The following is a 13,528-nucleotide window of genomic DNA, read 5'->3' as shown; positions in this document are numbered from 1 at the left end:
ATACTACTTCTGATTCTGATTGTGATACAGATTGTGACTTAGACACTACTTCTGATTCTGATTGTGATACAGATTGTGACTTAGACACTACTTCTGATTCTGATTGTGATACAGATTGTGACTTAGATACTACTTCTGATTCTGATTGTGATACAGATTGTGACTTAGACACTACTTCTGATTCTGATTGTGATACAGATTGTGACTTAGACACTACTTCTGATTCTGATGAAGATTGTGACTTAGACGTTACTTCTGATTCTGATTGTGACACTGATTGTGATTTAGAAACCACTTCTGATTCTGATACAGATTGTGATTTAGACGCTACTTCTGATTCTGATGAAGATTGTGATTTAGACACTACTTCTGACTCGGATTGCGAGTTTGATGCAGAGTTTGAGAATGATTGCGATTGAGAAGCAGATTCAGAATCATTCATCTTAACGAAGTAATAGTTCACATCAGTTGATGGTTTAATCGCAGTTGGAATTGAGTAGTTGTTTGAGAATGATGAATAACCCTTCAATTCAGAGTATACTTTTCCGTTTGGCGCTGTTGGGTCATTCGCAACAGATCCTTCTGCTTGGATTTCTGGAACTTTACCAGCGATGACGTTGTAACTGTTATTACCAGCTCCGGCAGGTGTCAATGATGTGCTTGGAGCACCTTTGAATGGACGTGGATAAGTATGTAGAGTTCCGTCCATTTGTTTATAAGTATCTGTCTCAGTAGCAGACGACCAACCAGTGATAATGAGTGATTTGCTTCCAGCAGTTTCGTTGACTTCAAGATAGTAGTCACCATTTTTACTGTTTACTTTTGTAACTTTAGTCTCATCAGCCTTCCACTCTTCACCAGCTTTATTTACTTTACTTGTATAGATGAGTGTGTACTTCGATACATCTTCAGTACCAATATCTGATGTAGCAAAATTGTTAACCTGTGATGGATCAAGAGCGTAGAATTTCGTTACAGTTGAGCCATCAGTATCAACGATTTCAGAAATACGTTTCACGTAGTAGTGGTTGGCTCCACCTTGAAGTTCAACAAGTTTTTGTCCAACAACACCCTTACCGAGAATACCTGATGTTTTTTGAGTTGTATCTGTTGTGGCAGCTACAGGTTTGTAACCAGCAACATCACGATTTCCTGAGGCTGTGAATTGTTGTCCTGCAAGACCTGTTTGAGTATAGCTTGCAAGAACTGTTTCATTTCCAGTTGGTTTGTATGTTTGACCTTCTGTGTACTTGCTACTGTCAACGACTTTATAGTAAGTTGTTTGATCAGCTTTAGCATAAGGAACAGAAGTTTGAACGTTTTGTTTGTCTTCACCTTGGTTACCTGGGTAGTTAGTATCACGGATTTGAAGTGTTTCATACTCAAGGTTAGCATTTACCAATGAGAAGGTAACGTTACCTGGATTAGTTCCGTTAGCAGCTGCGTATGTCAAAGTGTTAGTTACATCAGAGTTGTTGTTTGTGATGTAGCTTGGAAGTGAGATATTGCTTTCTCCCGCTTTGATTGTACGAGTGTAAACTTCTGAACCATCAGACTTCTTAACGATACGCAAGTAAACATCTGGGTTAGCTGAAAGGCTACCAGTGATTGCAGAACGGTCTACTGAAAGAGTAGCATAATAATCAAAGTTTGTTTTAGCTCCAGTAGCGTGGTTAGTTTTAAGGAATTGCCATACACCAAAAGTGAAGCGATCAGCGTTTGGATCCAAAGCATAGCCAGCTTCGTTGAAGGCTGCATCTTCAATCGTTGCACCATTAGCGTTTGAGATAACTGGGTTAGTATCTACGCTACCAGCAGTGCTTGTTGAGATTGGTGCCAACTGTGCTGTCACTGCTGCAACACCATTAACTACTGAGTTACCTGTGAAGCCATTGTCAGTGATCTTAGTCATCATGTTGTCAACAGCGTTTCCAAGGCGCTCACGTTGTTCTGCGTAAGCAGCGTTTGTTGCTGATGCAGCAAGCAATGTTGTTGATTTAGCAACTTCTTCTTGAACTGTTGCGATAGCAGTTTGGATTTCAGCTTTAGCAGCTGTATCAGTCAACTTAGCTTGGTAATCTTTAGCGATACCTACAAGCAATTCTGCTTCTGAAACGTTTTGATCCAAGATAGTTTTTTCATCTTCTTGTGTCGCTGTTTCTGATGCAGTTGCAGCTGTTGAAGTTGCTGATTCTGAAGCTGAAGATGATTCTGAGTTTGAACCACTGTTGCTTTCAGTGTGTGATTGGCTTTCAGATGTTGAGTTCACTTTGCTAAGTGATACAGATTCTGAGATAGCTTGTGACAATTCTGCTGATACAGATTGTGATACTGAAACTGAAGCGTCTGTGCTTGCTTGAGCGTCAACTGAAGAGCTTGTAGACTCTTGACTAGCTGATGCTGGAGCTTCTGAAGCTACTGTTTCAGATACTGGAGCAGCGCTCAAGGCAACTGAATCAGAGTTAGCAATGATATCATGATTTGTAGTTGCTTGGCTTTCCAAAGCTGGAGCACTTGTTTCTTCGGCTTGAGCAGTGTAAGTTGCTACTGCTCCACCTGCCACAGCACCTGCTGCTGCAATCCCTTTAAGAAGAGCTGTACCTGAAAGAAGAGAAGATTTTTCTTCTACATTTTGAACTGATACTGACGGAGCATCTGCGCCACCTTTAACAACTTTGAAAAGTCCAAAGTTAGATGTCGCAGCACGAAGCCAGTTTTTACCCGATTTGATAAGTTTGAAGCGAGTCACGCGATCAGTTTCGCGGAATTCACCTTCGTTACGTCTAAAAAACATATTTACCTCCTAAAAAATATGAGTTATTTCCTAATCTGGAAATTACATTTTATAATATAACACAAGTTGACTAAAAATTGTTCTTTTTTATCTCATTTTCTTCAAAAAAATGTAAGGTTTTCGCAATTCTGAATTTTCTGATTAATATAAATAATTACCCTTATTTTTATGTGCAAACGGTTGAAAACCCCTATTTTATGCTACTTGTTTCTATTGTTCTCATTTTTAAGCTGACTATCGTTCGGTTTAAAATTATCCAACAATTCCATTTTTGATAAATTGTCACACAATTACAATCAATTGTTTTAGGCGAATTCTTTACATCTGTTAGGCTATTATTGACTATTTTTTAACATTAATCCTAATTAGAGACAGGTCTTCCTTAAATCCTTAAGTCTAAAGTGAAAATGATTTGAATAATTTATAAAAAGTCAAGATATATGCTCAGATTTGTCACAAAAAAAGGATTACCTTTCGATAATCCTTTTTCTATTAGCTTAATGCCATGATAGCATCGATAAAAAGTTTCTTTGTGAAGTAACCGTTACTAATGAGATAGACTGTGTGGCGAGCATTAGCCACCATCTGTGCATACTCCTCCTCGGTACATTCTTGAACGCAACGGTCTGCTTCTTCCAGACTTGAAACGACGAAGCCTAGACCATGTTTTTTGATATAGTCTGCATTTGAGAGGTAGTCAGGTACAACAACTGGGAGACCTGCGGCTAAGTAAGTAGAGAGTTTATAAGAGATGTTCATCTTATAGTAGTCAAGCTCGTCCTCTGGTTTTTCCGAATTTCCCCAGACCAGACCAAATCCTCCCTTAGATAGTTCTAGCAAAAGCTCATGTTTATTTCGCCAGCCTTCGAGGTGGACTTTGGAATAATCCTTATCCTCTTGTTTATCTGCGTAGACGTGGAGAGGGGTCGTTTGTTTCCAGTCTAAGATATGTGGGAAACGTGTTGGGTTTCCGGCAAAAATCATTTTCTTTTGGAAAGCAGGCTGGTGCAAGTCCAGACTATGAGGTAAGTCCCAAAGTTTTTGGATGATAATCTTCTCAACTGTTAGCCCTTCCTCAATTAGTCGATCACGCATCTTTTCAGATGGAACAACGACGATATCACAGAGATTGTACATGTCAATATAAGAAGACATGAGATAGTAGTTACTATCAAACATGAGAGGTGGGACGTCATGGATAAACATAACGGTCTTAGCATTAACAGCTTTGAATTTACGGAGCAACCGACTATCCCACTCACTACCATTCCATGATGGGGACTGGAAGAAAACAATGTCTCCAACACTTAGTCCTGCTACAATCCCATCAAAGCGGGAATTAAGCTCTCCATCTGGCTCTTGACTACTATCATAGAAATAAATTCCTAGTTCATTAGCACCGAGCTCTCTGGCAATCTTCATGGTATCATTTTGGGCAATCAAGGCCACACTGCGTGAGGACTGGCCAAATAAATTTGTAAAATGTACGCGCATGACATACTTCTTTCTATTATACGCTAGGAAGTCCTCTACTTATAAGAAACAATCATAAAAATAAGTAAGAGGATAAAGAGGGCTATGCTGATAGCCAAGGTCAACATTTTTCGAATCGGTTGGCTAGCCCAATAACTTGGTTTACCGATATTACTAGTGGCATCCGTTGAGAAAATCTGCGTTTGACGCGGTTGGATGGTCACTAGGACAATAAGGGCAACCGAAAGAATCACTGCTAGAACCATAAATACTAACATCATAAGACTACCTCAACAAACCAATAAGGGTGAAGATCAAACCGATGATAATAACAAGTCCGAGCATGATTGAAAAGCTCTTGTTGATCCTCTCTCCTCTGGTTTCTTTTTCTTTTGTGATAGGCTTTTGCTTGAGTTCTTCCATACGGCCTTCAACGTCACCGTAGAATAAATCTTTTTTAGACATGATTTCCTCCTAAAAGTGATTGTAAGCGGTCGGCCAACTCAGAAGCAGTCAGAGTATTGGCTTGAGCTTCTTGAGCTTGCATGGCCTCTTGCATAGCTTGATTGTCGCTTAGGACCTTCTTAATCTTGGCAACCATAGCTGGATAGTTCTGACTGGCATAGATATGCTCTGGTGCTGTATAGACAGGTCCATGAGCTGTTTCTGAAAAGGCCAGAATCAATAATTGGTGTTCAAAGGCAGTTCGCGTCGCCTTATACAATTCATTATGATGGTTAATGTCCAAGTAGAGGTCAGACTCTTGATAGAGCTTGTCCAACTGCTTGTGACTAGCGTTTGGATGGAGCACAACGTTTGAATAACGCATCATTGAGAGCAATCTTGGTGACATCTCAGTGACTGCCGCAATCTGGAAGGTCACATCAGGGAGTGACTCAACCAAGGCTTCTAAACGCTCAATTTGGTCTGAATTGGTTGCAATAAAGGCATTACGAGGTTTGCAATGGTTTTCCTTGAAGTCATAGGCATAGCCAAATGACAAGACCTTGTGTTTTTTATCCTCAGGTACCAGCGTCAAGGCTTTTTCATAAGTGGCCTTATCAGGAATGATGATGGCATTGGCTCTGGCTGAATTATCCTCTAAGATACCATTCATATTGCCTGGTAGGATATCACCCAGTGGCTCTTGCCAGACAAGGACATCAGTGGCACCCTTATTTTGCATAGTCCATGAGACGACGAAAGGTGTTGCCAAGCTATTAAAGATAATGTGATCGATATCACCAAAGACCTGAGCTAGGAAGGCTTTAACAAATTCGGTACGGTTGGCGAAACGACGGAGGGCTTGTCCTGGTAGAGTCAAGAGAATATCACTGGTGAGATGATTTTCCAAAATACGTTCGTCGCCTTCTTTGGTTTGGTAGCTGGTAAAGACTGCCTGACCGTTCTCATCATGAGTGGTTTTGGCAAAGCAGAATCCATATTTGTTATAGTGGTCCACTTGGCGAATCTTTCCTGACTTGTCTAACCATTCGACACTTTTAACGATACGAGCCTTGCTACCATCTGGGTAGGTGATGCGGGCACGTTCTTCGGTAAGATTAGACACACGCGCCATCTGATTGTTCCCTGAAATTTCCCAAAAGGCTGGCACAGGAACTTGGTTGAAAAAGCGTGGTTTGCCAGTTTCCTCTTCTGCTTCCACATAATAGGTGAAAGGAGAGAGAGCGTCTTGAGGGAGAAAACCATCTGGATTGATGACAACTGTTGTGGCATCATAGCCTGCTACCTGAAGTGAGTAGGCTAGATCCTTACTGGCTTGATTGTAGTAATCACATAAGAATATCATGAGCGTACCTCCTCAAGTAACTGTTTCCAAGCTGCCTTAACTTGACTGGTCAAGAAGCCTTTGGCAAGGTCATAAGATTTTTGACGCATGGCTTCGATATTGCCTTTTTCATAGAGACGGACAATGGCATCCTTATAGGACTTGGTGATGACATCCACAACATGATTTTCAGCGACAGGGAGGAGATAACCGTTGACCCCGTCTTCTATAAAGGTTTGATTTCCATAAGGCACATCAAATCCAATCATCGGAAGACCTGAACCAACCGCCTCCATGAGAGTAAGGCCAAAACCTTCACTGGTTGAAGCTGTTAGGTAGACCTCGTACTGGCTATAAATGTCAGTCAAGTCAGCATGCCCCATGAGTCGGATATAGTCGCCAGCTTGTGCTTCGACAATAATCTCACGCAACTTGGCATCCATACTACCACTACCGTAGATATCAAAAGTGATATCTGGCAGAGTCTTATGAACCTCGATAACCGCACGAACTAACCAGTCAATGTGTTTTTCCTGAGCCAATCGTGAGGCCGTAATCATTGAGAATGGCTTACGTGGCTTGTCCTGTCCAACCAATTCAGGCAGACTTCCCACTGGAATAGTGTAAATCTTTGGATCATGGTTGGTGTAGCGACGGAACTGTTCCTGCAGAATTTCCTTCTGACGATCAGTTGCCACGATAAAGAAATCAACCTTGTCCGCATTGGTAAACTGGTACTCGTAATAGTTATTCCAGAGAATATAGTTGCCATCAGTTTGATTGACACTAAAATGCTCAGCGTGAACCACTACACCTAGGCGAGCAGCTTGCGCTTCTTCAAAGACCAACTGGCCAATACCTGTTTCACGGTCCAAGATGACCACATCATCCTTGGTTAGGGCTAGACGTTTGAAGAAATAGCGAAGGAATTCTTGCTTACCATAAAGAACCTGATCAGGAAAACGATAGATATCCTGATTATTGTCTCCGACAATCATGTCATAGGCTGTAGACCCATCTTCGTTATAAAAACGACGTTGGTAAACCTTGGCTTGATTGTCCTTAGGCGCAGAATACTCACTGCAGTAACGAGTGTAAGAGTAAAAGTCCTTGCGCAAGAGCTTGTCATTGACAAAATAGCTGACTGTTTCCACTGCATCTTCGTCCATCGCACGAAGGTTACATGCTACTACCATATCATCCTGTGGATAATGGTAACGAATGAGGCGACCAGCAACTTCCTTGCGCTCAGGATTGGCAGGTAAGACGGTCTCTATTTCTGCTAGGCTAATAGTCGATGGCGCAATCTTGATATCTGTAAAATAGTTATGGAGCCAGATGATTTCATCGTCTGAAAAACCAATCTTACTAGTCATATGCTCGATATTATCCCCAAGGATGAGGTCCATAAAGACAAATTTTGCTTCTTGCCCCATTTCCTTGAAAATCTTAGCACGATAGGCCTGAGCATATTCGACACCACTGCTGGCCCAACCTATGCCTAAATTAATGTTATATACTGTCATAATTTCCTTATTTTATGGGAAATGGCTGATGATATCTCCTTTTTTAGTGACTTGCACCTGACTGAGGAGAAGATTACGAACCATATCCTTTCTGATTTGACGTTTCATGGCTTCAAAGCCCTTGTAAGCCTCTTGGTAATATTCGACAATAGGGTTCTTTTGACTGAGTTGCTGGCTACCGATAGCCATTTGGAGTTGTTGCAGATAGTCTACCTGCTCTACCCAGTTGTCATCCACAGCCTTAAGCATGGATAGGCGTTGGAAATACTCGTTAAGTTCCTTAGTCTTCAACTCTTGCTTCTTAGCATCAAGTTCACGATAAGCAAACTGGTAGATGAGTTCCAAGACTTGCTCACGATTGTTGAGGTCCAAATTCTTTGGAATCTCATTGATGCGGAAGCTGATATTACGCAAGATGAAATGGTAAAGATTTTCCGCTTTTGAGAAATCTTCCTCAGCCATAGCTTGGTCGATGAAATCGTCAAGAACCTCGTCGATAACAGTGTCCAAACCTTGATTGTGGTAGATGAGACGGTCACGTTGAGCATAAATCATCTCACGTTGGATGTTCATACTTTCTGCAAATTCAAGCGTCTGACGACGTGAGGTACGACCAGAACTCTCACTAGCTTCTTGGGCTTTTTCAACCAATTTACGATACTTGCGACCGGTCAGTTCCTTAGGATCAATGTGATCATTAATGGCGTATTCTTTGTAGGTACGGTGAACCCATGATGGACCGTATTTCTTAATCACATCGTCTTCAAGTGAGACGAAGAATTTAGACATACCAGGGTCTCCCTGACGTCCAGAACGGCCACGAATTTGCAAGTCAATACGTTGACTTTCCATACGTTCCGTACCGATTACGACCAATCCACCCAGTTCAGCTACGCCCTTGCCGAGCTTGATATCTGTTCCACGTCCAGCCATTGAAGTCGCAACTGTCACGGCACCCATTTGTCCTGACTCAGCAATCATCTCAGCCTCTCGAGGTGCATTGTTGGCATTTAGGAGGTTATGAGCAATCCCCTCACGCAAAAGCAAAGAAGAATAAAGCTCTGACATTTCCACCGAACCAACGAAAATCAAGATAGGATTGCCTTTTTCATGATAATGCTTAACATACTCTAAAGAAGCAAAGACCTTCTCTGGCAGAGTCGCATAAATCTTATCTGGATAGTCGATACGTTGTTTCTTACGGTTGGTTGGAATTTGAATGACCTTCATACCATAGGTATCGAGAAATTCTTTTTCCGCGACCTTACCAGTACCAGTCATCCCTGAAATTTTCTGGAATTTTTTAAAGAGACTTTGGTAGGTGATAGAAGCCATGGCTCTGGTTTCTTGTGACAAGGCCACTAATTCCTTGGCTTCGATGGCTTGGTGGAGTCCACCTTGGAGCTTGGTCAATTCCAAGAGACGACCTGTCGATTTATCAAGAAGGACCACTTCTGGCCCTTTCTTACCATCACGAATGATGTAGTCCTTGTCCTTTTTATAGAGCAAGTGGGCACGAAGTGAGAAGAGCAAATGACGGGCAAAGGTACTATTTTCCTCATCGTAGAGGTTGCCGATACCGAGGTAGTTTTCAGCAGCCTTGGCACCCTTAGTGGTCAACCAAACTTCACCTTTTTCCTCTTTGAAGATGTAGTCTTCACCCTCGACCAAGGTGGTCATAAGCGTATCCATCATTCCATAGTAGTTGGACTGAACACGGGGCGCACCAGAAATAATCAAGGGCGTCTGGGCACTATCAAGAAGGACAGAGTCTACCTCATCGACGATAGCATAGTTAAAGGGACGCATGTATTTCCCGTCTTGGTTAGAAGCAAGGTTATCAATCAAATAGTCAAAACCTAGACTGGCATTGGTCGTGTAAACGATATCTGATTGATAGATGGCACGCTTTTCAGCTGGTTCCATCTCATTACTGCCTTCCACACAAGGCACACCAATCGTCAAACCTAGGAACTCATAGACCTGACCCATTTCTTCGGCGTCACGGATAGCCAAGTATTCATTGGTCGTAACGAGGATAGCCCCTTCACCTGACAAGGCATTAAGGTAGACTGGCATGGTTGCCGTCAAAGTCTTACCCTCACCGGTATTCATCTCAGCGATATGGCCCTGGTGCATGACAATGCCCCCCATGACCTGAACATCATAAGGAAACATGCCTAGCACGCGCTTATCTGCTTCACGAACAACCGCAAAGGCTTCTGGCAGGAGGTCGTCCAAGCTTTCTCCTTGGGCTAAACGCTCCTTAAATTCCTGCGTTTTATTTTTCAACTCAAGGTTGCTCAGACCGGCCATTTCATCGGCTAGTCCGTTAATTTCCTTGAGTATCTCCTTAACAGGGAGAATAGGATTCAGTTGTTTAAACATGTTCTTCTCCTGTTTCTTCCAGTTTTAAGCTGTAGAAATCCAGCTCTTTGACCCCAGCACTCAAGAGGGAAATACGATAGGTATAAGCCTCATGAGGGTAAATAAAGGTCATGTGGGTACTTTTTTCAATAAGCTGTTTGATTTCATTGTCATAACGGTCCAAAAAGCTGACTTTCAAAAAGACTGATCCTGTTGGTACAGCTTCGAGATTAGCCGTCAAATCATAGCTATGCCCTTTTTTCAAAAGTGGGAGGGCAGGCTGGGTACGAGCAGCTTGATAGTTTTGGATGGCCATCCAAGACTGGATTTCCGTTCCTGATGGCACCAAAGGATTGTAAAATTGTACAGAACCATCTTGGCGCTTAACAATTTTTGAGCCATACATGTAAGCTTTGTGGTTTAAACCCCACAAGATTTCTGATTTCTTGTTTCTGAACATTCTTACTCCTTTCTTCCAAAATCATTTTCTAAAATCATACGGTAAAAATTGACAAACCAAGTTGTCGCCGTAGCGGAATCATCGTTGTGTCGCCCCGACGTTCCCTTGCTGAGAATCTTTGCCCCTGAATAATAGAGGGATTTGGTAATATCCTCATAGGCCGTTGGATCCATATCCTCATCTTTCATGTAAGAAAGACCAAAGGTCGTGTTTGAAAAATCTGCTTTTTCAAACTTATTCCAGAACTTCTGATTAAGAGCCTCAACACCATCATTATCCAAACGTCCTGTCTGCAAATGCAAGACATCAATTCCTGTTGGAAAGACCTCTGGCGCCAAGAGTCTGGCACGATTACCGATAGTACCGACATTAGCTAGAGGTTTAGACATGATGATGGCATGAGGTTCAAAGTCCGCACCATAATACATAGATGGGAAGGTTCCCATGGACATCCCAGAAAGGATGAGCTGACTATTGTCAAAACCTAGGTAGTCCAAGTAATGTTGGATGGTATCCTTGATACTATTTTCAAGTTCTTCAGTTCCCATGTAAAAGGCTCCACCCTGAAGGCGAGGATCTGAAAAGAGCAAAAAGGGAGTTCCCATAGCCTTCATCATCCCGAAACCTTCGAAACCTTCGGCAGGACGGAAACCTGAGAAGTAAACAGACAAAGGTGGCTTGAAGTCTCCAGGATAGAAGAAATAGTTGATTTCCTGACGTTTGCTATCGTGGAGAATACCACCGCCAAGGACAAACTTCCCAAACTGGAAACGCGTCAAACGTTGGTGAAGCCCACCAATAGTAATCTGACCTTTGCCCTTCATTTCAAGACTTGCTGACAAAAGGAAGGTTCTGTCCTCATCAAGAACAATGGCTCCTTTGCGCATTTCTTCTTCTGAAACGATGTAGGTCTTGAAAATGCCTGCGACCGAACCTTCTGGCAGAAGATTGAGAATCAAGCGGCACTCACAGGTAGCATCTTTTTCAAACTCCAACCAAAGCTCAATTGGATTTTCCTTACTAGCTCTGACATTATAGGTCCAGTCCAAGACAGGACTAAATTCTTGACCATAATCACCCTTTAAAATGACATTTTCATAACCATGATAGGTCACTTCACCACTGAAATTTGGGTTAACTTGGGTAGTGAATGGAAACATCTTATCCCCGTATTGCCCTGAAAAGAGCGCTTTGGAAAGGGTAAAGAGCAACTGACCATGATTTGAAAAATCCGTTGGGACAGCGCAAACTTCCTTCAGAAACTGAAGAAGGCTCTCATCTGGCACTTTTATGGTTTGATCAAAGAAGATAGTATGAGGAATCAAATATTCTTTAATAGCCATCAATTCTTCAAGACCCGCAAGACTGTCCACAATAACTGCTGTGAAAGCCTTGATTTCGTCTTCTTCGATGGTTTCTTGCAAGGTCTCAATCTGACCAGGACTACAATAGTACCATTTCATATTTTCAGGAATTTCCTGTTTTTCTGACCAGTTAGAAGATCCAACTTGTAGTATTTTCAGGCGATTATCCTTGGTCATTCTGCTCCTCCTTCAACCAATTTTCCCATTTTTGTACCAAACGGTCTCCCGTATTTTCCTTAATTTTCTCAATCGAGTAGATAAGGGAACGGTTCCAGTTGTTCAATTGTCCCAAATAGTAGTAAGCCCCTTTTTCAAAATCAGACAAGTGCTTCAAGATATAACCATTCTCTTGATGGGTCACATACTCAGACGCCACACGGTTAATCTGTGGAATACCTGCACTAATTCCGGCAATCTGTGTATAACGATTAGGCTCCTTACTCAAGTCGACAATAAGGCGTGTAAATTGAAGTGACTTGATAAGAGCAGTCTCGTCACGCAGATCTTGGAAAGAAAATCGGCTTATAATTTCGTTATTTTCTTCCAATTTATTTTCTGCACCACTACTTTCAACAACTTCTTCAAAGGCTTCTGGACTCAAACGTTCTTCAATCATTTTTTCCACTTGATGTTGCAGGCTACCGAGTTGCTCTGGATTGGCATTAAATGCACCAAACTCAACCTGTGTCTTTGGATACTTAGCCACGAAAGCCAAGACCTGATAAATAGCCTCTAAATCCAACTGATCGAAGTCAACCTGATAAAAGATTTTAGACTCTTTGACACGTTGACTGGTTCCCAAAGCCAAACGGGTATCGAAGGAAGCCATATGTTTGAGTTTCTTAGCCTCTTTCGGATAGGCAACCTGAAGTTGCTCCAAGTAATCGTAACGATCCGCAATCATTAAGTCCACCTGTGGAAGAAAGGCCGCATAAGCATCAACCTTATCTTCCTGATTACGTTCTGCGAACCAGGTCAAAATCTTTGTATTTTCTGCTGGCAAGTGTTCAAAGAGGTGTTTGTTGTGACGCAGGTCTGACGCAATAACAAAACGGTCTGCTGCCTTGACCTCTTCAGCTAAGAATTTATTCAAAAATTCCCAGATAACTTCTGAAAGGTCACCGTAATAACTCTTTTCAAAACGGCCATCTGTACGAGGGTTGGCTACAATTCCACGTCCATCAAAGAAATGACAAAGCTGCCAGACTCCCTTGGCGTTGAGGTAGTTTCGGTAGATGGGTTGTCCCTCTTCATAATAAAGGCTACTCGAAATAAAGCCGCGGTCATCGTAGACATCTTCACGAATGATTTGCTCATCCTTAAAGTAGCGAATCATTCCAATAAAACCCTCTGATCCGAATTCAACCTCGGCATAACGCTGGTGTTGGCATTGAACCACAATTGCAAATGGTGTGTGAACAAAGGTAGACCCTTCTGGCCATTCCAAATCTGTCACCTGAAGATTTCGCATCTCTTCATCCGTAATACCTTGAATCAAATCAAAAATAGCTGTGTAGCCAACTTCTAAGACATCATGACGATGCAAGAAATAACGCAAATGAGGTTGATAGGCTAAAAGTAAAAGCTGAGGCGCTAGATCTTCGTCCTGAAAAATGCGAACTTGGTGCAAGCTATCATCAAATTCAATTTTTTGACGGATACGGTACCAAGGATCAATGGCAGTCTTCCAAAATTCATCCGTCTGTCCATACCAAGCTGGAATAAAATAATACATGAGTTCTCCTTCATTGTCTT

10 protein-coding genes are annotated in these 13,528 nt (G+C 42.1%); all 10 read right to left on the bottom strand.

Annotated elements, in window-relative coordinates; translation table 11 throughout:
* A partial coding sequence (locus tag ACYVQ1_RS09910) for an accessory Sec-dependent serine-rich glycoprotein adhesin (RefSeq protein WP_461250547.1) occupies positions 1–2,794 on the bottom strand: 2,794 nt, incomplete at its 3' end.
* Between the two features lie 492 nt (positions 2,795–3,286).
* Complete coding sequence (locus ACYVQ1_RS09905; protein WP_461250546.1) at positions 3,287–4,288, bottom strand: sugar transferase; 1,002 nt, start codon at positions 4,286–4,288, stop codon at positions 3,287–3,289.
* Positions 4,289–4,323: 35 nt separating this feature from the next.
* Complete coding sequence (gene asp5, locus ACYVQ1_RS09900; RefSeq protein WP_002883546.1) at positions 4,324–4,548, bottom strand: accessory Sec system protein Asp5; 225 nt, start codon at positions 4,546–4,548, stop codon at positions 4,324–4,326.
* Between the two features lie 4 nt (positions 4,549–4,552).
* The gene (gene asp4 / locus ACYVQ1_RS09895; protein WP_461250545.1) at positions 4,553–4,732 is read right to left on the bottom strand and encodes an accessory Sec system protein Asp4; all 180 of its coding nucleotides are present in this window, start codon (positions 4,730–4,732) and stop codon (positions 4,553–4,555) included.
* Entirely contained in the window at positions 4,725–6,077 is a 1,353-nt protein-coding gene (gene gtfB, locus ACYVQ1_RS09890) for an accessory Sec system glycosylation chaperone GtfB (protein WP_461250544.1), read from the bottom strand. Before gtfB ends, asp4 begins: the two co-directional genes overlap by 8 nt.
* Complete coding sequence (gene gtfA, locus ACYVQ1_RS09885) at positions 6,074–7,582, bottom strand: accessory Sec system glycosyltransferase GtfA (protein WP_461250543.1); 1,509 nt, start codon at positions 7,580–7,582, stop codon at positions 6,074–6,076. The genes gtfB and gtfA overlap by 4 nt, the downstream gene beginning before the upstream one ends.
* 12 nt (positions 7,583–7,594) lie before the next feature.
* Complete coding sequence (secA2, locus tag ACYVQ1_RS09880) at positions 7,595–9,970, bottom strand: accessory Sec system translocase SecA2 (protein ID WP_461250542.1); 2,376 nt, start codon at positions 9,968–9,970, stop codon at positions 7,595–7,597.
* Positions 9,963–10,409: an accessory Sec system protein Asp3 gene (gene asp3 / locus ACYVQ1_RS09875; RefSeq protein WP_049545312.1), complete on the bottom strand. Its 447-nt coding sequence runs from the start codon at positions 10,407–10,409 to the stop codon at positions 9,963–9,965. The genes secA2 and asp3 overlap by 8 nt, the downstream gene beginning before the upstream one ends.
* Before the next feature lie 2 nt (positions 10,410–10,411).
* On the bottom strand, positions 10,412–11,950 hold the full coding sequence (gene asp2 / locus ACYVQ1_RS09870; protein WP_417164393.1) for an accessory Sec system protein Asp2: 1,539 nt from the start codon (positions 11,948–11,950) through the stop codon (positions 10,412–10,414).
* Entirely contained in the window at positions 11,937–13,508 is a 1,572-nt protein-coding gene (gene asp1, locus ACYVQ1_RS09865; RefSeq protein ID WP_461250541.1) for an accessory Sec system protein Asp1, read from the bottom strand. The genes asp2 and asp1 overlap by 14 nt, the downstream gene beginning before the upstream one ends.
* Positions 13,509–13,528 lie beyond the last annotated feature (20 nt).

Source organism: Streptococcus parasalivarius (genome assembly GCF_054785155.1).
Note: the sequence above shows the minus strand (reverse complement) of the source record. Positions and strands in the feature narration are given on the sequence as shown.